A 24,162-nucleotide genomic window follows, 5' to 3' on the forward strand; every position below is an offset into this window, starting at 1 on the left:
GCATTTGGTGCCCATCAGACCGGGAAGAAAGTTTCCACGAGCAAGGAAAGGAAGGCCCAATTGTAAAAACTATACTCTAACTAATTACAAAAGAGCACTATGAACCTTAAATTGATGACATTGGGTTAGAACCCTGGGCTAATTTGTTACAGGCCTACAGCTTGAAGACACCGTCGCCAACTGGCTCATCCTATAATTAGCAGATAGCTCAAATCTTTCTATAATTAATATCTTATTTATATTTAATCCATTTCACCATTTCCTTGATACTCGGTTTCTTGCCGTACATCAGGATACCTACACGGTATATCTTGGCGGATAACCAGACAATACCGATAGCAGAAGCATATAATAAGGAAACAGATAACAGCTTCTCCCACAAAGGTATTTCAAACGGAATACGTACCATCATAACGATCGGTGACGTGAATGGGATCATCGAACACCAGAAAGCCAACGGGCCATCCGGATTTTCCATACTGTAAATGCCGGCGTACAGCGCAAAGATCATAAAGATCGTAACAGGCGCCATAAACTGCTGTGTATCTTCCTGGCTGTCTACGGCCGAACCGATAGCCGCGAATATGGATGCATACAACATATAGCCGCCAATGAAATAGATAATAAAGGAAATACCGATCTCTGCGATATTGATCGAATTGATAATCCCCATAATCTCATTGCCTGAAGAAGATGCCAGCGCATTCGCATCCATCATCCCCATTTGAGGTCCGGCTTGTAGGGATGCCACATCGACTCCACCGGAGAACATAAAACCTCCTACGCTGACCAGTATGGTCGTGATAATACCCCATAGGAACACTTGTGTCAGTCCGACGAAGCCTATCCCGATGATCTTCCCCATCATCAGGTCGAACGGACGAACGGATGAGATCATCACCTCAATGATACGGTTGGTCTTTTCTTCCATAACCCCCTGCATCACCATTGCACCATACATCATAATAAACATATAGATAATGAACGTGAACACCATCCCGATGACGGAAGCGACGGTTGCCGATGAAGCACTTTCTTTTCCGTCTTCACTCCATTTTATGGTCTGTACGTTGAAATTGATTTTACTTTCCCGGATGATCTCTTTCAGGTTAGGGATATTGAAAGAGGCGAGTTTTTCGCTTTCCAACTGCTTGCTGAGTGTCTGGTTGACTAAACGGCTCAGTTCGGCCGGTACCTGTTTCTCCGAATATAGGGTTGCTGCTTTAGGATTGTTCAGCAAGTCGTCTGTGATACTCAGGAAGGCGAATACCTCCTTATCTCCCCCCTGACGATATTCGTCTAACGTTTTATCGCTGTGGATGAAATGAAAACTTTCGTTATTCTCGAACAACGAGGCATATTTCCCGGTCGTATCGATGATGGCAACATTACGTACTTCATCCCCTTTGATAGTCGATAGCCATAACGGTACGAATACCAGTGCGGCAAATAAAAACGGAGTCAGAAGCGTAAGCAGGATAAACGACTTTTTACTTACCCGGCGCAGATATTCTCTTTTGATAATAAGTCCTATTTTATTCATGCCTGTGTGGTGTTTGTGCCCGATACGGTGTTAATAAATATATCATTCATGGAGGGAAGTTCCTCGGCAAACGACAGGATTTCGACCTGCTCGGACAGAGTAGACAGTAAAGTGGAATTACTGATCCCGTCGGCTTTATGGATTTGCAGTTCGCGTATTCCGCTTTGTTCTTTTTCGGAAAGCAGCGTGAAGGTATCCGCCGGAGTGTTTGAAAGGACACTATCGGATGAGATACGTAATGTAAATGTATTGTTCCGGAAACGGTTTCTGACTTCCGCCACATTTCCCGATAATACCACTTGCGATTTATTAATCAGGGCTATGTTATCGCATATTTCTTCCACCGAAGCCATATTATGGGTAGAGAAAATGATCGTATGTCCTTTCTCTTTCAGTTCCAGGATTTCCTGTTTCAGTCTTTCCGCATTCACCGGATCGAAACCGCTGAACGGTTCGTCGAAGATAAGCAGTGACGGTTCGTGGATGACGGTAATGATGAACTGCACTTTCTGTTGCATTCCTTTCGATAACTCTTCCAGTTTCTTATTCCACCAGGGCATGATGTCGAACTTTTCAAACCAACGGGTCAGACGGGTCCGGGCTTCGGGATAAGACAACCCTTTCAGTTGGGCGAGGTAGATGGCCTGTTCGCCTACTTTCATCTTTTTATACAATCCCCGTTCTTCCGGGAGATAACCGATCTGGTAAATATCCTCCGGTCTCGATTCGCGTCCGTTGAAACGGACGGTGCCGCTGTCGGGGGCGGTGATGCGGTTGATGATACGAATCAGCGTGGTTTTTCCGGCACCGTTCGGTCCGAGTAACCCGAATATTTTCCCTTCGGGAACCTGTATGCTGACTTTGTTCAAGGCTAGATGACTGGCATATTGTTTAACCACATCTTCCGTTTCCAAAAAGTTCATAGGCAATAAGTTGTTGTTACATTTTTAATACGATACGTTCTCCCAATTCCTTACTCAATACGTTTTTTATTTCATTCAGGCGTGTGAGTTGTTTCATCAGCTCAAACACCTTATCTTCATTTCCTTGGGCATGCGCCTCTTTGATGCCCAGTTGTGTCTCCTTTATCTGCCGGAGGATATAAGCATCTTTCATCGCATATATTTCGCGGGTGACTAACTGGTCCAGTTTATCCTGTTCCTGTTCCAACTCGCGGTATTTGCTGTGATACTTGCTCAGTTGATACTTTTCGCTGATCAGGTTGGCGGCCAGTCGGCTTACGTTCGGGTCCGGATGGGCCAGGAAATAACGGCTGGCAATAAACCCCTCGGTCTTGCATTTGTCTGCGGCTTCGTCGAGCATGCTTTTAATGATCGGGGTATAGAAAGTCAGGTCGTCACGTTCCAGGTCGTAACGGATATATTCGGCCACACGCATCACGATATGTTCGTTTGTCTCCTCATCCACATAATCAAAAAGGATTTGTTCACCATACCGCACGATATATTTTAGCAACGTCAGTTCGTACACTTCGTAAGGTGAACGTTTCGGCTGAAATGTTTGTACTGGCTGTACCGGTTGAACCGTCTGTGGCGGTTCAGCTGGCGGATAATCGGGAGGCGGAACATCCATAGGCCCGGTTTCTTCCATCGGATATTCTTCCATCGGAGGTGGAGGAGGGGGCATGTTGTCGTCCGGCAACGGCATAGGATTATCCGTTGGCAGGAAACTGGTCTCTACCAGGGGCTGGTAACCGGGGAGATCCGGATATTCCGGTATCAGGCTCGCGGTGTTTGATATCGGAGGAGCGGCCTGTGGCTGTGCGTTCTGCCTTTCTTCCTTGCTTAACCGGATTTTATTGACTTCGTTCAGCAAGACCTGTTCGTCTATCTCCATCATGGCGCTGCATTCGCGGATATAGATGGAACGGGCAATATTATCGGGGATGATGGCTACCGTACGGATAATATCCGTAATCAGCGACGAGCGCTTGATCGGGTCGGTTCCCGCATCATCCAATAATAAACGGGTTTTGAAACGGATAAAGTCCGTTTCGCTCTGTTTGATAAATTCGGAAAACTGGCTGGCATTATGTTTACGGGCAAACGAGTCGGGGTCTTCGCCGTCCGGCAAGAGAACCACTTTCACATTCATCCCGTCTTCCAGCAACAGGTCGATACCGCGCAGGGCCGCTTTGATACCGGCCGCATCACCGTCATACAATACGGTTATATTACTGGTGAAACGATGTATAAGTCGTATCTGTCCCTGTGTAAGAGCCGTACCGGAGGAGGCGACCACATTCTCTATTCCTGCCTGGTGCATGGAGATTACATCGGTATAACCTTCCACCAGGAAACAACGGTCTTCCTTGACAATCGCCTGTTTGGCGAAATAGATACCGTAAAGCTCATTACTCTTATGGTAAATCTCACTTTCCGGAGAGTTGACATATTTGGCTGTTTTCTCGTCTTTCTTGAGCACACGGCCGCCAAAGGCTACGACTTTTCCGCTTAACGTATGTACCGGAAATATCACACGGCCACGAAAACGGTCATTGACCCCTCCGTTATCGTAGGCAATAACCAAACCGGTCTTTTCCAGAAACTCTTTCTTATAACCGTTTTTGGTAGCTTCCTTGTATAAAGCATCGCGCTTGTCGAGGCTGTAGCCCAACTGGAATTTGCGGATGGTGTCTTCGCGGAACCCACGTTCGGCAAAGTAGCGCAGTCCGATCGTTTTTCCTTCTACATGTTCGTATAGTTGGGTGGTGAAGTATTGCTGCGCCCAGCTATTGACGATCAGCATACTTTCGCGGTCGCTTTTCCTTTGCTTCTCCTTGTCGGTCAGCTCCCGTTCCTGTATCTCGATGTTATATTTCTTGGCTAGATAACGCAAGGCATCGAAATAGTTCAGTTGTTCATGCTTCATAATGAAGTGAACGGCCGTACCACCTTCGCCACAGGCAAAACACTTACATATATTTTTAGCCGGAGAGACGTAGAACGAGGGCGTTTTATCAGTATGAAAAGGACATAATCCTACATAGTTGATCCCTCGCTTGCGCAGGGTAACGAATTCTGAAACAACATCCACAATGTTTGCAGCGTCAAGTATCCGGTCTATGGTAGGTTGATCGATCATTTATTTCCTTCCTTAATATAATGGGTGACAAATGTAACGAATTTATTTGAAATGATATCATGCCTGTTTACAATCTGTATGAAAGATTAAAGGGAGGCAACTTCTTCTTCAAACTTCTCTTTGTCGAGCGCTTTGCTTCTCACTTTGCTGCGGTACGAATAAACGGTAGCCAGCGAATAACCCAGGAAATGGGCGATATTGCTGCTGTCGCTGATTCCCAGGCGGATCAGGGCGAAGATGCGTAACTCGGTGGATAATATTTCACCGGATTTAGGGCTTAGTTTTCCTTCTTCCGTCATCAGGGCGTTAAACGATTTGATGAAATGGGGGAATAGCTTCAGGAACGATTTATCGAACTCATTGTAGAAATTCTTCCGTTCATCCCGTATGAATTGCTCGGACTTGATTGTTTTGAATAAGTCGTCCAGTTTGGAGGCCATAGCCAGCTTTGCTAAAGAACGGCGGTAAGTATCCAGTTTATCCAGATAAATGACACATTGGTTCAGGTAAAGGGCAATGTACTCTTCCTTTATTTTACTGGCCTGGCTCAACTCTTTATTGATTTCCTGTAACTGCTCATTGGAGGCACTGACTGCTTTTCGCATGAGGGACAGTTTCTTCATCTGCCGGTACAGGTAGATGATCGTTACCAATAATAAGAAAGATAAAAAGCTCACACTAATCAGTAACGTGCGCGATATCTGTTTCTCTTTCTCGATTTTCAGTTTATACACTTTATCCACGATCGGGAAAAACTCTGTTACTTCTACAGAACGGAGACGGGCATTACAGGCAACGGCATCTTCCATCGAGCAACTCAGATATTTGTAGGCCCGTTCGATATCTCCCTTTTCAAACATCAGCAAGGCCAGTTTTTGCAAGGATATATATTCACGTTTAGCTTCTTTCAGGTCGGCTATGGCGGTTTGGGCCAGGTAATAGATTTGTTTTTCGGTGTCGCCTTTCTGGGCATAGGCCTGCGACAGGTTGTATAACAGATAGACCAGTGACTCCCGGTTGTCCAAACCTTCCAACTCTTTATTTATCAGTTCGATTGCTTTATCCGCTTGTCCGTCTACGATCATTTTATCGGCCAGTACCACACTGTGGTCGAGCTGGTTGGTAGTGAGGGATAAGATGGAGTCGCGGTAGGCATTCGTTTTCTCGATATACTTGTGCCGTTCGTCGGTACGGGTGTAGTCTGCTATCCAACCATAGTAAGTACGACAGGTATAATAATAGTAAAGCAGGGTCTGGTTGTCCAGCTGATCCCGGCGTACTTGCTCCAGTTGAGCGGCTACTTCATTGTAAAGTCCCATGATTCCCAGTACTTCGGCTCTTGCGATCCATAAATCGTTCTCGTACTGTGGATTTTGGAGGGACGGAAGGAGTGCTTTCCTTTTTTCCAGATAATGCAAAGCTGAGTCGGCCTGGTAATGTAGGTAGATTCCGTACAGGGAACTGTACAGGTGATATTTTTCCTCTGGCGAAGAAGTGGTATGTGCCAGTTTCCGGATACTGTCTATCTCGTGTTCCCGCTGTTTGTGAAAGTTGGCTTTCATAGCGATGGTACGATCCAACTCTTTGAGCAGGGATTTGATCGTCGGCTCATCGCCGGATGCATGTGCCGGCAATATCGACAAAAGGAGTAGAAAAAGAGAATATATCGTGTTTTTCATGTTGTTGATTTGATTCATCTAGCGCAAAGATAGTGAAATACATTTGAAATACCTTCTAATACGTTTTGATTTTTTGCCTGGTTGAAATATGCTATAGTCTTGTATTACAGGTGAAAAGATGTTTTATGAGTTTTGATTTTTTTTCTAATGCGTTTTCCCGGTAATCCATCCCGCTACATTTGCATCGTTCACCAACAAATCATTCCATGAAAAAGATAATTGTAACCTTTGTATTATGTCTTGGCTTTTGCCTGCCTGTTTTGTCAGGCGTAAAAATACAGAAAGTGGAACCTGCTTTCTGGTGGTCGGGTATGAAGAATCCCGAACTGCAAATCCTATTATATGGTACGGATATCGCAACCGATAGTATATCGATAACAGCTTCCGATATTCGCGTGAAAGAGATCGTGAAGCTACAAAATCCGAATTACTTACTGCTTTATCTGGATCTGTCGGAAACTGCTCCGCAGCAATTCGACTTTCAACTGACAAAGAACGGGGAACAAACAATCATCCCTTATCAGATAAAAGGGCGCGAGAAGGACTCGTCTGCCCGGGAAGGTTTCCATGCTTCAGACGTTTTATACCTGATCATGCCCGACCGTTTCGCCAATGGTGATCCGAAGAATGATGTTGTTCCCGGAATGCGCGAGTCGAAAGTGGATCGTACGGATATGTATGCCCGTCACGGAGGTGACCTGAAAGGGATAGCCGATCATTTGGATTATTTCTCCGATCTGGGTGTTACCGCCATCTGGCTGAATCCTATCCTGAAGAACGATATGGCCGAAGGTTCCTATCACGGGTATGCCATTACTGATTATTATGAAGTCGATCCTCGCTTCGGTGATAATGAAGAGTTTCGCCAACTGGTTAGTGCCGCCCATGATAAAGGTTTGAAGATCGTAATGGATATGATCTTTAACCACTGCGGAAGCGAACATTTCTTCTTTACCGATAAACCGTCCGATAACTGGTTTAACTTCCAGGATCATTTCGTGCAGACCGGTTACCAGACGATGCCGCAGGCCGACACCTACCGTTCTGATTACGACAAAGTTAAAAATATAGACGGCTGGTTCACACAGTCGATGCCCGACCTGAACCAACGCAACCGGCATGTTGCTTCTTACTTGATCCAGAACAGTATCTGGTGGATTGAATATGCCGGGATCAACGGTATCCGACAAGATACGCATCCGTATGCCGATTTCGATATGATGGCACGCTGGTGCAGGGCTGTCAATGCTGAATATCCCGATTTCAATATCGTAGGAGAGACGTGGATCGGAAATAATGTAGGTGTCTCTTTCTGGCAGAAGGACAGCAAAGTGGCTTATCCCCGGAACTCTTACCTGCCTTCGGTCATGGATTTTCCTTTGATGAATATCATGTCGTCGGCATTCGATGAAGAGACGAACAGCTGGGATAGGGGACTGGCACGTATCTATGATTACCTGACACAGGATATCGTGTATGCCGACCCGATGAATCTGTTGGTATTCCTTGACAACCACGATACCTCCCGTTTCTATAAAGTACCGCCTACAGGCGACCTGAACCGTTACAAACAGGCTTTGGCTTTCCTGCTGACCGTTCGTGGTATCCCGCAGATTTATTATGGCACCGAAATACTGATGGCTGCCGATAAAGCCGAAGGCGATGGTGTTCTGCGCCGTGACTTCCCTGGCGGATGGACAGGTGACAAGCAAAACGCATTTACTCCGGCCGGTCGCACCCCTCAGCAGAACGAAGCCTATACATATATAAGTAAGCTACTCAACTGGCGAAAAGGCAATGATGCGATAGCCAAAGGCTCGTTCAAACATTTTATTACGCAGAACGAAGTATACGTTTACGAACGTAAGTACGGAAATCATTCCGTTGTTGTTTTCCTGAACGGTTCTGATGCCGACCGCACGGTCGACCTGGCTTCTTATCAGGAAGTGCTTCCCGCCCGTCGGGCTTACGACCTGTTGAACGATCGGCAGATCGATTTGCAGACCTCTTTATCGTTGAAAGGTAAAGACGTGTTGATCCTTGAATTTGGAAAAGTTAATTAAATCATATAATAACACCATGAGAAGTAAAGTATTAATATTGGTCGCCCTGCTCGGATGCAGCACGATCAGCTATGCACAGCAATTGTTGTCGCCTGACGGAAACCTGGAAATGAACTTCCGGTTGGATGAAAAGGGCGCACCGGTTTATGACCTGAGTTATAAACAAAAAGAAGTGATCAAACCCAGCCACCTGGGACTAGAATTAAAGAAAGAAGATGCGGATACCGCCGTCGACTTTGAGTTCAAACAACGCAAGGACGTGGATGCACTGGATAAGAAAACGAATCTGTATGACGGTTTCCGGATAAAGGATACCCGTACTTCCAGCTTCAATGAAACCTGGCAACCGGTCTGGGGTGAAGAAAAAGAAATTCGGAACAACTACAACGAACTGGCTGTTACGCTGGAACAGCCATCCAACGACCGTTCTATCGTGGTTCGTTTCCGCCTGTTCAATGACGGACTGGGTTTCCGTTATGAATTCCCGCAACAGAAAGAGTTGAACTACTTCGTGATCAAGGAAGAAAAGTCTCAGTTCGCTATGGCAGGCGACCATAAGACATTCTGGTTACCGGGCGATTACGATACGCAGGAATACAGCACCATGACCTCTCGCCTGAGCGAGATCCGCGGTTTGATGAAAGAGGCTGTTACTCCCAACTCATCACAAACACCTTTCTCGCAGACCGGTGTACAGACTCCGTTAATGATGAAATCGGATAACGGATTATATATCAATCTGCATGAAGCCGCTTTAGTTGATTATTCCTGTATGCATCTGAATCTGGATGACAAAACGATGACGTTCGAGTCCTGGTTGACACCGGATGCAAAAGGCGATAAAGGATATATGCAGACACCTTGCCAGTCACCGTGGAGAACGGTTATCGTAAGCGATGACGCCCGTAATATCCTGGCTTCACGCATCACATTAAACTTGAACGAACCCTGTAAGTTGGATGATGTATCCTGGATCAAGCCGACGAAATATGTCGGTGTATGGTGGGATATGATCACCAACAAAGGAACATGGGCTTACACCGACGAATTGAGCAGTGTCAAATTAGGGGAAACCGATTATTCAAAAACAAAACCCAACGGACGCCACTCCGCTAATACAACGAACGTAAAGCGTTATATCGACTTTGCGGCAGCCAATGGTTTCGATGCCGTCCTGGTGGAAGGTTGGAACGAAGGTTGGGAAGATTGGTTCGGCAAGAGTAAAGATTATGTATTCGACTTTGTTACTCCCTATCCTGATTTCGATGTACAGGAAATCCATCGTTATGCAGCAAGCAAAGGAATAAAAATGATGATGCATCATGAAACATCTGCTTCCGTCCGTAATTACGAACGTCATATGGATCAAGCCTACCAGTTCATGGTAGACAACGGCTATACCAGTGTGAAGAGCGGTTATGTAGGCGATATCATTCCCCGCGGCGAACATCATTACGGACAGTGGATGTGTAACCATTATCTGTATGCTGTAAAGAAAGCGGCCGACTATAAGATCATGGTAAACGCTCACGAAGCAACACGCCCAACCGGCCTGTGTCGCACGTATCCGAACCTGATTGGTAACGAATCGGCTCGCGGAACAGAATATGAATCATTTGGAGGTAATAACGTGGATCATACAACGATTCTTCCTTTCACTCGTCTGATCGGTGGTCCGATGGATTATACGCCGGGTATCTTCGAAACACATTGCAGCGCGATGAATCCGTCGAACACTTCACAGGTTCGTTCTACATTGGCACGTCAGCTGGCACTTTATGTAACGATGTACAGTCCGCTCCAGATGGCAGCCGATGTTCCCGAACATTACGAACAATATGCCGATGCCTTCCAGTTTATTAAAGATGTCGCTCTCGATTGGGACAAATCGCTTTACCTGGAAGCAGAACCGGGCGATTATATCACGATTGCCCGCAAAGCAAAAGGAACAGGTAACTGGTTCGTTGGCTGTACGGCCGATGAGAACGGACATGAATCCCGCCTGTTTTTCGACTTCCTTGATCCGGGAAAGAAATATGTGGCAGTAATATACGCCGATGCAAAAGATGCCGACTGGAAAAATAATCCGCAGGCATATACTATAAAGAAAGGTGTGTTGACAAGCAAAAGCAAATTGAATTTGAAGGCTGCCAGCGGAGGAGGTTTTGCTATCAGCATTCAGGAAGTGAGCGACCCGAAAGAAATAAAAGGGTTAAAAAATCTATAAGGTGAAAGGATTGTTAAGGTTATTAAGTAAACTTGTAAAGAACTTAAATTTAAGCACATGAAACGTTTAAGGTTTAAAGCACTGTTGATGCTGATCGCAGGCTTGTGTATGTCCGTTTCTGTTTTTGCCCAGCAAATGACAGTAACTGGAGTTGTGAAAGATCCTACAGGAGAACCGGTTATCGGGGCGAATGTTATTATAAAGGGGACAACGAACGGGACCGTTACCGATATAGACGGTAAGTTTCTGTTGTCTGCCTCTAAAGGCGATATTATCTCTGTTTCATTTATCGGATATAAGATGCAGGAATTGCCTGCTACCTCTGATATGAATATCATTCTGGTAGAAGATTCCCAGATGTTGGAGAATGTTGTCGTTATTGGATATGGTACGGTTAAGAAGAATGATGCTACCGGTTCTGTTATCGCCATCAAGCCGGATGAAAAGAACCGCGGCTTGCAGGTCAGTCCCCAGGATATGTTGATGGGTAAAGTGGCCGGTGTATCCGTTGCCTCTTCAACCGGACAGCCGGGTTCCTCTTCTTCGATCCGTATCCGTGGCGGTTCTTCCTTGTCTGCTAAAAACGATCCGTTGGTGGTTATCGACGGTGTGATTATGGGTAACAGTGCCCCAGACGGGTTAAGCAATCCGCTGAGTACGATAAACCCTTCTGATATCGAGTCTTTTACAGTCCTGAAAGATGCATCGGCTACTGCAATCTACGGTTTTCGTGCCTCGAATGGTGTTATCATCATTACGACGAAAAAAGGAAAGAGCGGCAGTGTGAAGATCAATTACAGCGGTAATGTGTCTGTCAGCACGAAACGTAATAAAGTAGATGTAATGAGCGGGGATGAATACCGTGATTATATCACAAATGCTCCGAACACGACGGAGGGTATGTTGAATGCGTTGAATCTCTTCCCGAATGTCAGTACAGACTGGCAGGATGAAGTGTTGCGTACGGCAATTTCGACCGACCATAATATCAGTGCTTACGGCTCTGTCAAAGAATTTATGCCTTACCGTGTCTCTTTCGGTTATACCGATCAGAACGGTATTCTGAAAACATCTAATTTCCAGCGATATACCGGAAGCGTTTCATTGACTCCTTCCTTCTTTCAGGACCACCTGAATGTAAACCTGAATGGTAAAGGCGTTTATATCAAAAACCGTTTTGCCGATACGGGTGCTTTGGGAAGCGCGGTTAGCTTCGACCCGACCAAGCCGGTTACAAACGGCAGTAAATACGGAGGTTATTTTACCTGGACCGGCGACTACACACCGGACGGCACCAGAGCGACCTCAGCCGGAGTCAACCCTGTTTCTATGCTGGAAATGGTCGATGACCGTTCGACAGCCAAGTCGTTTATCGGAAATGCGCAGTTCGATTACAAACTGCACTTCTTGCCGGATTTACGCTTTAATATGAATATGGGTATCGATTATACATCTGTGGAAGGAAAGAAATATGTAGACCCGAATGCTCCCGGTTCTTATCAGCCGGACGATGACGCAACCGGAAGTAACCGTATCTATAATAGTACACATAAAAACAAACTGTTTGATTTCTATGCACAGTATTCCAAAGAACTACCGTCGGTAGCCAGCCGCTTCGACGTCATGGCAGGTTATTCTTATCAGAGTTACCAGACGCAGACGGATAATGTGACCTATTATTTGTCGCGCAAGCCGGAAACGTTCGGACAGAATACGACCGTAAGCAACGAATATAAGGAAACAGATACCAAATATGTACTGGCCTCTTTCTATGGACGTATGAATTACTCGCTGATGGATAAATATCTGTTGACATTCACTTTACGTGATGATGCCTCTTCCCGTTTTGCCAAAGATAAACGCTGGGGACTCTTCCCTTCGCTGGCTTTGGGGTGGAAGATGAATGAAGAAGGCTTTATGAAAGATTTTAGTAGCCTGGATGAATTGAAGTTGCGTTTAGGCTGGGGTGTTACCGGGCAGCAGGATATTAACCAGGGCGATTATCCGTATCTTTCATTTTACCGGGAAGGAAAAGGGGGAGCCATGTATCCTGTTTATGATGCTGCCGGAAATGTGACCTGGATAAATGTATTGGCACCGACAGCCGCCAACCCGAATCTGAAATGGGAAACAACGACTACCTATAATGTCGGTATCGATTACGGATTCCTGAACGGCCGTATTACCGGTTCTTTGGATGGTTATATCCGTAAGACAAAAGACCTTATCAATGCGGAAGTGAATGTGCCGGCCGGAACCGACTTTGCCGAATATGTTGTTTCGAATATCGGTTCGCTCGAAAACAAAGGGGTTGAGTTTTCTATCAATACCCGTCCGATAGTAAGCCGTGACTTTAGTTGGGACCTGGGTTTCAATATCGCTTACAACAAGACTAAGATTACGGAACTGACTTATAACGATAATTCCGATTCACCGGGTAAACGTTTCGAATCGACAGGTGGTGACGGTGGTTTGCGTCTGAAGATCCATAGCGTTGGTTATGCTCCGGGTACATTCTATGTTTTCCAGCAAGTGTATGATGCCGACGGAAACCCGATCGAAGGTGAGTATGTGGACCGTAACGGTGACGGTGTAATTACCGACAATGACCTTTATCGTTATAAGAAACCGACCGCAGACGTGTTGATGGGCTTCAACTCCAAATTCACGTATAAGCAGTGGGATTTAGGCTTCAACGGACGTGTCAGCCTGGGCAATTACAATTTCAACTCGACGGCCGCCAATGCTGCATTGGGCGTCAACGAATTGTTTGGGAACAATGCGTTGAGCAATAAACCTACATCAGCTTTGAAAACCGGATTCCAGTCACGCCAGCGTTTGTCGGATTACTATATCCAGAATGCTTCGTTCCTGAAGATCGACAATATAACATTGGGATATAATGTCGACAAGTTTATCAAAAGTAGCTGGAATGCCCGTTTCTATGCAACCGTGCAGAACCCGATCATCATAACCAAGTATGACGGTCTCGATCCTGAAGTGAATGACGGTATGGATAACAACGTATATCCGCGTCCGATAACAGTATTATTCGGAGTTAACATCAATTTCTAAAATGCATCTATCATGAAACTGAAAAAATATATATCATTGGGCCTTGCCTCTTTATGTTGTGTATGGGCCACTTCCTGTCTGGGTGACCTCGATCAGGAGCCGATACTGGATAAATCCAGCAGTTCTATCCATAATGAAGCCGACTGCCAGTCCTTCCTGGCTAAAATCTATTCCGGTTTCGGCTTGTCGGGAAACTCTTCCGATACAAATGTCGAACCTGACTTGCAGGGTGGCGACCAGGGTTCGCTGGTTTTTCTCCGCGGATTGCTCTCCTTGCAGTTGTTCCCTTCCGATGAAGCGATCTGGAACTGGGCGGACGAAGGTATTGTGGAGTTATGCCAGCTGAACTGGGATTATACATTGCCTTATGCTTATTCATTCTACCAGCGTGCCATACTGAATGTTCGTTACTGCAAGGAATTCCTGGACGTTTATGCGGCAGATAGCGACATTCCTGATATTCAGAAATATCGTGACCAGGTGCGCGGACTCCGGGCAATGAATTATTATTACCTGATCGACCTTTATCGCAATCCGGGTGTTGTTTGGGATGACAGCCCGACAGACGATAAGTCGTGGAAACCGTCACAGATAGGGGCGGAGGCATTGTTTGACAAGATTGTAGCCGAATTGATCGATCTTTCCGAAAACGGTAATCTGGACGAAACGCCTTCTATGGCAACGTACGGTCGTGTAACCAGACCGGTCATTAACACGCTTCTTGCCAAAATGTATCTGAATGCAGAAGTTTATACAGGCAAACCGATGTATGACAAGGCTGCTGTATATGCCCAGAAAGTGATTGACGCCGGGTTCGGCCTGGAAGATAATTATGCCAACCTCTTCTGTGGTGAAAACCATCTGACGGGTATGCATAAGAATGAAATCATCTACGCGATCCCTTTCGATAATGTCAATGCAAAAAGCTATGGCAGTACAATTATGCTGACAGCCGCTGCCTATGGTGGTGATATGGACCAGACCTGGTTTGGAATGTCTTCTTCGTGGACTTGCCTGAAGCCGACACAGCAGATGATCGGATTCTTCAACGAAAGTCCGGATGCGGGAACCGACAGCCACGGTAGCCTGGTTAAGAAAGATAAACGTTATGCTTTCTATGATGGTGCCGGAACACGTACTCCGGAATCGAAAATGCAGGACTGGAACACCGGTTATCTGTGCCATAAATTTACGAACCTGGGCTGGGACGGCGCAGCGGTAACTCCGACACCCGATCCGAACACCGACTTCCCGTTGTTCCGTCTGGCAGACATCTATCTGATTTATGCGGAATGTGCCGTACGCAATGCTGCCGGAACCAATAAGGAACAGGCCGTTGAGTATGTAAACCAACTGCGTGAACGTGCTAACGGTGATAAGAGTGCCAATATTACAGCCTCTGACCTGTCTCTTGATTTTATTCTCGATGAACGTGCCCGCGAATTATATTGGGAAGGACAGCGTCGTTCCGACCTCGTACGTTTCGGAAAATTTACCAAGGATTATGCCTGGGCATATAAAGGGGGTACATTGGAAGGCGTTGCAAACATTGACAGTCGCTTCAATATCTATCCGATCAGCGACCGCGACCTGACTGCCAATCCGAACCTGGTGCAAAACCCGGGATATGAATCATTAAAATAATAACTTCCAAATCTGTAAACAAATGAAGAAACTGAATATATATATGCTCCTTTTAGCCGGTTCATTATTCTGGACCGGTTGCGGAGAAGACAGAGACGATAATCCGGTTTTTCAGGAACCAACCGAGTTCAACCTGAATACACCGGCACAGGCAAATGAAGTATATGATCTGAAGAATCTTTCTTCCATTGAACTGACCTGTACGCAACCTAATTACGGATACGTGGCTTCTACCACCTATAAAGTACAACTCTCCCTGGAAGAAACTTTTAAGGAGGCCGATGAGGCAGCCGGTACAAAAGCAAATTATGCCACCTTATCCCCGGCTTACCCACTGCCTGAACTGAATATAGACGCCGTTGACTTTGCCATGGCTTTGCTGGATTTGTGGAAGGCTTCGAACGATAATGCCGAATTGCCGGAGACACCCATGCCGGTTTATATTCGTCTGAACGCTTCCCTTACGAATAATGGAGCAGGACAAATCATGTCCAATGTTATCGAACTTCCGAAAGTGTTGGGTTATAATGTGGAACCTCCTGTCACTTTGCCGGGACAGATGTACCTGGTAGGTGATTTTGCCTCCGGAAGCAGTTGGGGTAAATGGGTAGAAATGATCCCGGTAACGGATACTCCGGGTAAATTCTGGTCCATGCAGTATTTTGGCGGTAATAACGTAATGAAGTTCAATGCGCAGCCTTTGTGGGACGGCAATCAGGTCGCTTATTCCGAAGGTCTTGTCCCCGCCTCATCAGCCTCTTTAGCCGGAGTCTCCGGTGTGGATGATGGTAGTGGCGGAGAGAATATCGGTGTGAAGAATGCCGGCTGGTATATCCTGGTCGTTACCACCGAAGTGTCAGGTAAGGATTTGAACTACACTCTCGAATTTCTGGCTCCCGATATCTACCTGACCGGCGATCCTTCCGGCGGTTGGGATACCTTCGACGAGACCCGTAAATTCACCGTCCCTTCCGGTGAAGGCGAATTTGTTTCACCCGCTTTTGTAGCCTCCGGCACCTTACGTATGTGCATTAAATTGCCGTCAACCGACTGGTGGCGTACCGAGTTTGCCATCCTGAGCAATAAGATCGAATATCGTAAGAACGGAGGTGATCAGGATGCAGTGAATGTTTCGGCAGGCCAGAAGGCTTACCTCAACTTTCTGGATGGTACGGGGAGTATTAAATAAAACATTTCATAGTTCCTGATGTAACTTCGCTTGGTATAGGTACTGAACCGAATTACATTAGCTACAAATCTATTGTCGATAGCTTTCTGTATTATTATTGATTGCTATCGACAATATTGTTTATAACTATCGATAATATTACTTACAGCTGTCGGCAATATATTAGTAAGGCATCTAATCAGAGAGAGATGCCGGTAAAATAGTATCTCCCACGGCATGTTACATTAATTATTATTTGAAATAATTGGGCTAAAGTGATATCTGAAACTGTCGTAACTGTTATATTTGCACTATAAAACATAAAAATATGATAGTCAGAATACTTTGCTTGCTGGCATTTGCGTTGATTTTTAATTCATGTCACGGTCAGCAGACTGCAAAAACAGAGAAAGAGGATACAACGCCGAGAACCTTTGAAATGGTTGCCGTCCCTAGTATGATTACCGATCCGGGCGAACGTGCCAAATATCTGGTCCAGCATTATTGGGATAAATTTGATTTTACCGATACGGCGTATATCCATCTGCCGGATATCACGGAACAGGCACTTACCAACTATATCGACCTGATGAAATATGTTACTCCGGAAGTTGCGACCTCTTCCATCAAAGGTATGATGCACAAGGCTACGGCTGATAGCAGTTTTTTTGCTCATATGTCCGGTCTGTATGAAAAGTATCTTTATGATCCTAACTCTCCGATGCGCGATGAATCTTTGTATATCCCTGTACTCGAATCCGTTCTGGCCGCACCGGTCCTCGATGAAGTAAACAAAATCCGTCCGGCCCATTTATTGGAACTGGCATTAAAGAACAGGGTAGGTGAGCCGGCAACCGACTTTACTTATACCTTGGCCGATGGGAAAACCGGTACATTATATAATGTAAAGGCTGATTATCTTTTGTTATTCTTCTACAATCCGGATTGCCATGCCTGTAAAGAAATTACGGAACAATTGTCGGGTGATCCGTTGATCGGCCGGATGATGTCTGATAAAAAACTAAAGATTCTGGCTGTCTATCCCGATGAGGACCTGGAAGCCTGGCGGAAACATATCCCTGATGTGCCGGCAACCTGGATAAACTCCTATGATAATACGGTAAGCCTTAAAAATGATGAGATATACGATCTGAAAGCAATTCCAACCCTTTACCTGTTGGATAAAACGAAAAAAGTTATACTAAAAGATGTCACATTTAACCAGTTGATGGAATTTATACAAATGCAAACGAACTAAGTATGTAAATAAAATTTGAGTATGAGAACAACGTTATTATCAGTGATTTTTCTGGCTGGTGTCAGCTTGACTGCTTCTGCGCAGTTTAAAATCGGAGGGAAAACAATTAACACCAAGAAAGTGGTTAGTGCCGCTACCGATGTTGCCAAAGCTGTCACACTTAGTGATGCCGATATAGTGGCTATGAGCCGTGAATATATCGAATGGATGGATACCCATAATGAAGTGGCTGGTCCCGATACGGAAATGGGGCAGCGTCTGGAACGTCTGACAAAGGATATCAAAGTTGACGGACTGGATCTGAATTTTAAGGTATACAATGTTATCGACGTAAATGCTTTTGCCTGTGGTGACGGTAGTGTCCGTGTTTGCGGCGGATTGATGAAAGTGATGGACGACAATGAAGTAATGGCTGTTATCGGACATGAAATCGGTCATGTGCTCCATTCCGATTCGAAAGATGCCATGAAGAACGCTTATCTGACTTCGGCTGCAAAAAATGCCGCAGGAGCAACCAGTGATGTCGTAGCTAAATTATCGGATTCCCAGTTAGGTGATCTGGCAACAGCATTGGCCGGTGCACAATATTCTCAAAAACAGGAAAATGAAGCAGACGATTACGGCTTTGAGTTTAGTGTAGCCAATGGTCTTGATCCGTACAGCATGCATAATTCATTGAATAAACTGATGAGTTTGAGTGAAGAAGCACCGAAATCATCCAAATTTCGCCAGATGTTTTCAAGCCATCCCGAAACAGCTAAACGTGTTGAACGGATGAAGGAGAAAGCGGATGAATATATGAAAGATAAGAATTGATTGTTAATATACCTTGCCAAATAAGGTATTCTACTAAAATATTGCTAAAACAAGTATGATTTGTGCTATAAAACTATGCTGAATAACATAAAGTGCTTATATTTGCACTGTGTTTTTCATGGTATTAGATTTAAGGTTAGCAATGAAGATTGGTTGTCGGGATGACAACCTTTTCTTTTTTATAGACTTTACCGATCATCATTTGTCCACTTTCCCTCTTTTAATTCCGAAATAATATTACTTTTGTATCAGTACTATAAAATTTATGTGGTGTGGATACAAAAATAAAATTACGGGTTCAAGGGCTGACTAATAGCCAGATTCAGTCGGGAGCGTATGCCCTGATACTGGCGGAAGAAAACGGAGCCCGTCGTATACCTATTATAGTAGGGACATCGGAAGCACAATCCATTGCTATTGCATTAGAACATATTACGCCTCCCAGGCCTCTTACTCATGATTTATTTATGACTTTTGCCCAGGCTTTCGGCATTCAGCTACGGGAGGTTTTCATTTATAAGTTCGAAGACGGGGTTTTCTATTCCGAGCTGTTGTTTGATGATGGCATAACCCAGGTACGCCTCGATTCACGGACATCGGATGCCATTGCAATCGCTCTTCGGGTGAAATGCGACATCTATACAACAGAACATATCGTTTCAGAATGCGGAGTCGTGCTGGAAGAATCCTCGATGCCGGATGAAATGGATGACAACGATTATGCTTTGCTGGATAAAGAACCGGAAGATATAGAAGATGAGGCGGAATTGAAGAAATGGCTTTCTCTTCTGGATGAAGAAGAACTGAGCGAACGGATGGAAGAAGCCGTTGCTGATGAGAACTATGAATATGCAAAGATGTACAAAGACGAGATCCGCCGTCGTGAAGAAGAGGAGGGTAGTGCCAAATGATAGACCAACAGAGCGGGATTAGTCTGGAGTCCCTTTTACGTGGAATACTGGGGATCGTGACAGTTCTGGCTGTTGCATATGCCTTGAGTTATGACCGGAAACGTATCAACTGGAAGTTGATAGGAGGCGGATTGATCATGCAGCTCATATTTGCCTTGGCAGTTCTTTATATACCGTTCGTGGGAACCGCTTTGGAATGGATGGGGAAGGCGTTTATTAAACTGATGGACTTTACCCAGGCGGGAGTTGGTTTTTTATTAGGTCCGTATGCAACCAAAAGTAATGGGTTTATATTCCTGATCCATTCATTACCGGTTGTCATTTTCTTTTCAGCATTGGTTTCCCTCTTTTACTATTGGGGAATTATCCAGCGTGTTGTGGGAGCTTTTTCCTGGTTGCTACGAAAGTTTATGAATATATCGGGTGCGGAAGGATTAGTTACCTCCGGAAATATATTTATGGGAATGACTGAATCTCCCGTGCTTATTAAGAATTACTTGCCGGCGATGAATAAGTCGGAAATCTTCCTGGTTATGGTGTCCGGAATGGGGACTATCGCAGGAACGGTTATGGCAACTTATATTGGTATGTTATCGGGGGGTGACCCTGTAGCCAGGGTGTTGTTTGCCAAGCATCTGATTTCGGCGTCGTTGATGGCTGCACCCGGCTCGATCGTTTTGGCAAAGATGCTTTGTCCGCAGACGGAAGTTGCTGTTGATCAGGCTGCCACTTTGGAAAAAGGAAGTTCTCATCCGACGGCTTTGGATGCGTTGGCTGCCGGAACATCTACCGGTATCCGCCTGATGGTCAATATAGCTGCAATGCTTTTGGTATTCATTGCGCTGGTAGCTTTGGCGAATTATCTTCTGGAAGGACTGCTGGGCCGTTATACCGGTTTGAATGAATGGATTGTTTCGGTGACTGACGGTAAAGCACAGGGATTGACATTCCAGTTTATTCTCGGAGTTATTCTGGCTCCTTTTATGTGGCTGATCGGTATTCCGTCACCGGATATTATGCTTGTCGGTTCTTTGCTGGGACAGAAGACGATCCTGAATGAATTTGTGGCTTATTTCCAGTTGCAGGAGTGGAAAGATGCCGGGATGTTCATGTATCAAAAGTCGATTTTAATGTCTACCTATATATTATGTGGTTTTGCCAATATCTCGTCTATCGGGATTCTGTTAGGCGGAATGGGAGTACTGGCTCCGGAGAAGAAGGAAATGATAACCCGTTTCGGTTTTCCGGCCATGATTGCCGGTGCTTTGGTTTCTGTGCTGTCGGCTACGATTATAGGGATGATACTCGGGTAATTGAAAAATAAATTGAAAATTAAAGAGACGTGCAGATATTTTATACGCCGGATATTGCAGTGAATCCGGAACTGCCGGAAGAGGAGGCAGGTCACTGTATTCGTGTACTTCGTCTGACCGAAGGCGATGAAATTTTAGTGACAGATGGTAAAGGAACTTTTTATAAGGCGGCTATCAGTCGTGCCCATCATAAACATTGCGAAGTGTCCATTCTGGAGAGTTGGCAGCAACCGGCTTTATGGAACTTCCGCCTTCATATCGCAGTTGCTCCGACAAAAAATATGGATCGGATGGAATGGTTTGCAGAGAAAGCGACCGAGATCGGTATTGATGCCATTACCTGCCTGAATTGTCGTTTCTCAGAACGCCGGGAGATAAAACCAGCCCGTCTGGAAAAGATCCTGATCAGTGCCATGAAGCAGTCGCAAAAGGCGACACTACCCCAGCTGGAAGGAATGACTGATTTCAAATCATTTGTCAGCCAACCTTTTGACGGTCGTAAGTTTATCGCTCATTGTGAGGATGGAGATAAAACATTATTAAAACAAACGTATCGTCCGGGTGAAAACGCTTTAGTGCTGATCGGCCCTGAAGGAGACTTCAGCCCGGAAGAGATAGAACTGGCTTTACAGCAGGGTTTTGAACCTATCTCATTAGGAGAAAGCCGTCTTCGTACAGAAACAGCTGCGTTGGTGGCTTGCCATACGATTCATGTACTGAATCAGTAAAGATTAAATATCATAGAAAAAAGGATATGTTAACCGAAGAAATACCTTTGGTTCGTATCCTTTTTTTATTTTTCTTTGAACTATACTTTAATACTTCAATGGAAAAGGAGGAGAGATATTGAAGGTTATGTTATATTAACATCCTATTTTATGTTAATGGTAAAATACCATAATTTCCTGCGAATATCAAATAAATATTGATATAAGTTCGATTGTATATTTGTGCAAGAGGCATAAGTATGTATTAGCTAACCATCTTCTTTATTAAATAAAACATTATGATACCACTTTATCAGGAATTACCATTTACGAGCAATAGCTATATAAACTTCTATAAAGAAGATTTGCCACATTTTATTGTTCCGTGGCATTATCATCCCGAAATAGAAATTATGTATATATTGGAAGGTACCGGAACACGTTTTGTCGGGGACCATATTGACAGATACCAGGAAGGTGATGTTTGTATGGTAGGACCGAAGTTGCCCCATGAATGGCGGAATGATGATGAATTCTTTAAACAAGGTGCCGGACTGAAGGCGTCTTGCCTGTGTTTGTTCTTTCTAAAAGATATTTTTGAAGAAAATCTGATCCGCTTACCGGAAATGAACAATATTCGTCAGTTGATAGAACGTTCCAGGCGCGGCATTAAGTTTATGGGAAAATCTAGAGATACGATCGGTTCTTTCATCCAACGTTCGGTGAATGATACCGGGGCTGCCCGTATTACCAACTTTATTTCGTTACTGGAAATGATGGCGACGACAGACGAATATGAGTTGCTGGCAAGTGTCGGATTCACGGAATCTGTCAATTCTTCGGATTTTGAAAGATTCGATAAAGTATACCAGTATATGATGAAGAATTTTACAAAATCGATAAAACTGGAAGAAGTCGCTTCACTGGTTGGTTTGACGCCTAATGCTTTCTGCCGTTATTTCAGGGGACGTACCAAAAAGACATTTGTACAGTACTTGAATGATATACGTATCGGGCATGCTAAAAAGCTGTTGATAGAAGGACGTATGAAGATTTCGACGTTAAGTATGGAGGCTGGTTTTAATAATTTGTCAAACTTTATTGAGCAGTTTAAACGCTCCACACAGATGTCGCCATCAGAATATCAGAAAAAGTTCGGAGTAAAAAACCGGAAAGTTATCTGATTTCAAAATTATGGTAAAATACCAGCATTATGCGCAAAAATAAAGAAAAGAAGTAGGATTAACTGGCTATATCTTTGCCATATAGAAATCCGAGATATAGTTAACAGTTATAATTCTAATAATAGAAAGCCTATGGATACACAAGCATTTGAATAAAGAGTTTTATAGTGTAAATGCAAATTATCCCGTTTAAGTAATGAATATGGACAGAAGGAATTTTATAAAACAAACTACTATGGCAACTTTGGGTAGCCTTGCCTCTTTTGATCTGTTTGGAACTTCTTCTTTTAATGAGGTAGTTCCGGAAATGAGTAAGAGAAAGGTATCGCCTCGTGCAATTACCATGTGGGACTTTTCCTGGTTGGAACGTCGTTGGCCGGGAGCCGGTTACGAAGACTGGGATAAGGTGTTGGATGAATTGCTCGAACGTGGTTATAATGCGATACGTATTGATGCTTATCCGCATCTGGTCGCAGAGAATCCAACCGGGAAATGGATGTTGAATGAAGTCTGGAACCAGCAGGTTTGGGGAAGTCCGGATTTAAATGAAGTACAGGTTCAGCCTGCTTTGAATGAGTTTCTTACAAAATGTCGGGAACGCGATATCAAGGTAGGACTTTCTTCCTGGTATCGTCAGGACGTAGATGATACCAGGATGAAGATAACAATCCCAGACAAGATGGCTGATTGCTGGATATCAACTCTTAAATCTATAGAAACAGACGGGCTGTTGGATACTGTATTATTTGTGGATCTGTGTAATGAATGGCCGGGAAATTTGTGGGCTCCTTTCTTTTCATCCCAATATCCGCATGTTGTATGGGGACAATGGTATAAGGAAGAGTCGCTTCAGTGGATGAAACATGCTTTGAATCGGATGAGGAAAGAATATCCGAATATGCCTTTCCTCTTTTCCTTTGATTATGGGGATGTTCAGAAATATGAGGAAGTAGACACTTCTTTCCTGGATTTGTATGAGCATCATATATGGATGGTTCATCAGAATAACAGCGAGTTTTATAAGATCGTGGATTATAAGGATGGACAGTTTTCTCCCGAAGCCTATAAGAAAGTGGTGAGATCTGCTGAAAAGCTTTACCGGGAGAAACCATTGTACTGGCAGAAGTTGCTGACCGATAAAATAGAACTGACAGGGAAAATCGCAAGAAAAACAGGACGGCCTCTTATTACTACAGAATGCTGGGGGATTGTAGATTATAAAGACTGGCCTCTGCTGAACTGGGATTGGGTGAAAGAACTTTGTGCTTTAGGAACAGTAGCGGCTGCTCAAACGGGGATGTGGGCAGGAATAGCTACGAGTAATTTTTGCGGACCGCAGTTTGCCGGTATGTGGAGAGATGTAAAATGGCATCAGGAATTGACCTCAATAATCAGGTCGGCTGTGTTGGATGAATCTATTGTCATGAATAATGAAATAGCTGCTAAATTATTGAGACGGCTTTAAGTTT

Annotated in this window: 16 protein-coding genes; 12 read left to right on the top strand and 4 right to left on the bottom strand. The window is 44.6% G+C overall.

What is annotated here, in order from left to right; all coding sequences use genetic code 11:
* Nucleotides 1–232: 232 nt before the first annotated feature.
* From NBH15_RS08125 to susR, 4 genes are all read right to left on the bottom strand, one after another.
* Nucleotides 233–1,543 (bottom strand): ABC transporter permease, encoded by a 1,311-nt coding sequence (locus NBH15_RS08125; protein WP_128134956.1) that lies wholly within the window; start codon nt 1,541–1,543, stop codon nt 233–235.
* Nucleotides 1,540–2,466 (bottom strand): ABC transporter ATP-binding protein, encoded by a 927-nt coding sequence (locus NBH15_RS08130; RefSeq protein ID WP_128134955.1) that lies wholly within the window; start codon nt 2,464–2,466, stop codon nt 1,540–1,542. Before NBH15_RS08130 ends, NBH15_RS08125 begins: the two co-directional genes overlap by 4 nt.
* 16 nt (nt 2,467–2,482) lie before the next feature.
* Nucleotides 2,483–4,648 (bottom strand): DNA primase, encoded by a 2,166-nt coding sequence (gene dnaG / locus NBH15_RS08135; protein WP_128134954.1) that lies wholly within the window; start codon nt 4,646–4,648, stop codon nt 2,483–2,485.
* Between the two features lie 86 nt (nt 4,649–4,734).
* Nucleotides 4,735–6,327: a SusR family glycan utilization regulator gene (gene susR, locus NBH15_RS08140; protein ID WP_244050203.1), complete on the bottom strand. Its 1,593-nt coding sequence runs from the start codon at nt 6,325–6,327 to the stop codon at nt 4,735–4,737.
* Between the two features lie 206 nt (nt 6,328–6,533).
* Between susR and NBH15_RS08145 the strand changes: the two genes are divergently transcribed.
* From NBH15_RS08145 to NBH15_RS08200, 12 genes are all read left to right on the top strand, one after another.
* Nucleotides 6,534–8,390, top strand: coding sequence for a glycoside hydrolase family 13 protein (locus tag NBH15_RS08145; protein WP_250822426.1), 1,857 nt, complete (start codon nt 6,534–6,536; stop codon nt 8,388–8,390).
* Between the two features lie 16 nt (nt 8,391–8,406).
* Complete coding sequence (locus NBH15_RS08150; RefSeq protein WP_250822427.1) at nt 8,407–10,617, top strand: glycoside hydrolase family 97 protein; 2,211 nt, start codon at nt 8,407–8,409, stop codon at nt 10,615–10,617.
* 57 nt (nt 10,618–10,674) lie between these two features.
* The gene (locus NBH15_RS08155; RefSeq protein ID WP_250822428.1) at nt 10,675–13,692 is read left to right on the top strand and encodes a SusC/RagA family TonB-linked outer membrane protein; all 3,018 of its coding nucleotides are present in this window, start codon (nt 10,675–10,677) and stop codon (nt 13,690–13,692) included.
* A 12-nt stretch (nt 13,693–13,704) separates the two neighbouring features.
* The gene (locus NBH15_RS08160) at nt 13,705–15,336 is read left to right on the top strand and encodes a RagB/SusD family nutrient uptake outer membrane protein (protein WP_250822429.1); all 1,632 of its coding nucleotides are present in this window, start codon (nt 13,705–13,707) and stop codon (nt 15,334–15,336) included.
* Nucleotides 15,337–15,358: 22 nt separating this feature from the next.
* A complete protein-coding gene (locus NBH15_RS08165; RefSeq protein ID WP_250822430.1) occupies nt 15,359–16,525 on the top strand; it encodes a SusF/SusE family carbohydrate-binding protein in 1,167 nt (388 codons plus the stop codon).
* A gap of 307 nt (nt 16,526–16,832) precedes the next feature.
* The gene (locus NBH15_RS08170; protein WP_250822431.1) at nt 16,833–17,762 is read left to right on the top strand and encodes a DUF5106 domain-containing protein; all 930 of its coding nucleotides are present in this window, start codon (nt 16,833–16,835) and stop codon (nt 17,760–17,762) included.
* Between the two features lie 21 nt (nt 17,763–17,783).
* Complete coding sequence (locus tag NBH15_RS08175) at nt 17,784–18,578, top strand: M48 family metallopeptidase (RefSeq protein WP_128134949.1); 795 nt, start codon at nt 17,784–17,786, stop codon at nt 18,576–18,578.
* Nucleotides 18,579–18,850: 272 nt separating this feature from the next.
* Complete coding sequence (locus NBH15_RS08180; RefSeq protein ID WP_186958764.1) at nt 18,851–19,489, top strand: bifunctional nuclease family protein; 639 nt, start codon at nt 18,851–18,853, stop codon at nt 19,487–19,489.
* On the top strand, nt 19,486–20,802 hold the full coding sequence (locus NBH15_RS08185; protein WP_244050207.1) for a NupC/NupG family nucleoside CNT transporter: 1,317 nt from the start codon (nt 19,486–19,488) through the stop codon (nt 20,800–20,802). The genes NBH15_RS08180 and NBH15_RS08185 overlap by 4 nt, the downstream gene beginning before the upstream one ends.
* 29 nt (nt 20,803–20,831) lie before the next feature.
* The gene (locus NBH15_RS08190; protein ID WP_244050208.1) at nt 20,832–21,530 is read left to right on the top strand and encodes a 16S rRNA (uracil(1498)-N(3))-methyltransferase; all 699 of its coding nucleotides are present in this window, start codon (nt 20,832–20,834) and stop codon (nt 21,528–21,530) included.
* Between the two features lie 278 nt (nt 21,531–21,808).
* Nucleotides 21,809–22,693, top strand: a complete 885-nt coding sequence (locus NBH15_RS08195; RefSeq protein ID WP_244050209.1) for an AraC family transcriptional regulator — start codon at nt 21,809–21,811, stop codon at nt 22,691–22,693.
* 235 nt (nt 22,694–22,928) lie between these two features.
* Entirely contained in the window at nt 22,929–24,158 is a 1,230-nt protein-coding gene (locus NBH15_RS08200) for a cellulase-like family protein (RefSeq protein WP_244050210.1), read from the top strand.
* Nucleotides 24,159–24,162 lie beyond the last annotated feature (4 nt).

Origin of the sequence: Parabacteroides caeci (genome assembly GCF_023656795.1) — a bacterium.
In the GTDB taxonomy this organism is placed as follows: Bacteria; Bacteroidota; Bacteroidia; order Bacteroidales; family Tannerellaceae; genus Parabacteroides; species Parabacteroides segnis.

Bases quoted from the DNA above. Each gene is read 5' to 3' on its own strand.
- NBH15_RS08185 (WP_244050207.1), top strand. From the start codon at position 19,486: ATGATAGACCAACAGAGCGGGATTAGTCTGGAGTCCCTTTTACGTGGA.
- NBH15_RS08130 (WP_128134955.1), bottom strand. From the start codon at position 2,466: ATGAACTTTTTGGAAACGGAAGATGTGGTTAAACAATATGCCAGTCAT.
- NBH15_RS08145 (WP_250822426.1), top strand. From the start codon at position 6,534: ATGAAAAAGATAATTGTAACCTTTGTATTATGTCTTGGCTTTTGCCTG.
- NBH15_RS08195 (WP_244050209.1), top strand. From the start codon at position 21,809: ATGATACCACTTTATCAGGAATTACCATTTACGAGCAATAGCTATATA.
- NBH15_RS08150 (WP_250822427.1), top strand. From the start codon at position 8,407: ATGAGAAGTAAAGTATTAATATTGGTCGCCCTGCTCGGATGCAGCACG.
- dnaG (WP_128134954.1), bottom strand. From the start codon at position 4,648: ATGATCGATCAACCTACCATAGACCGGATACTTGACGCTGCAAACATT.
- NBH15_RS08125 (WP_128134956.1), bottom strand. From the start codon at position 1,543: ATGAATAAAATAGGACTTATTATCAAAAGAGAATATCTGCGCCGGGTA.
- susR (WP_244050203.1), bottom strand. From the start codon at position 6,327: ATGAAAAACACGATATATTCTCTTTTTCTACTCCTTTTGTCGATATTG.
- NBH15_RS08170 (WP_250822431.1), top strand. From the start codon at position 16,833: ATGATAGTCAGAATACTTTGCTTGCTGGCATTTGCGTTGATTTTTAAT.
- NBH15_RS08160 (WP_250822429.1), top strand. From the start codon at position 13,705: ATGAAACTGAAAAAATATATATCATTGGGCCTTGCCTCTTTATGTTGT.
- NBH15_RS08200 (WP_244050210.1), top strand. From the start codon at position 22,929: ATGGCAACTTTGGGTAGCCTTGCCTCTTTTGATCTGTTTGGAACTTCT.
- NBH15_RS08175 (WP_128134949.1), top strand. From the start codon at position 17,784: ATGAGAACAACGTTATTATCAGTGATTTTTCTGGCTGGTGTCAGCTTG.
- NBH15_RS08155 (WP_250822428.1), top strand. From the start codon at position 10,675: ATGAAACGTTTAAGGTTTAAAGCACTGTTGATGCTGATCGCAGGCTTG.
- NBH15_RS08165 (WP_250822430.1), top strand. From the start codon at position 15,359: ATGAAGAAACTGAATATATATATGCTCCTTTTAGCCGGTTCATTATTC.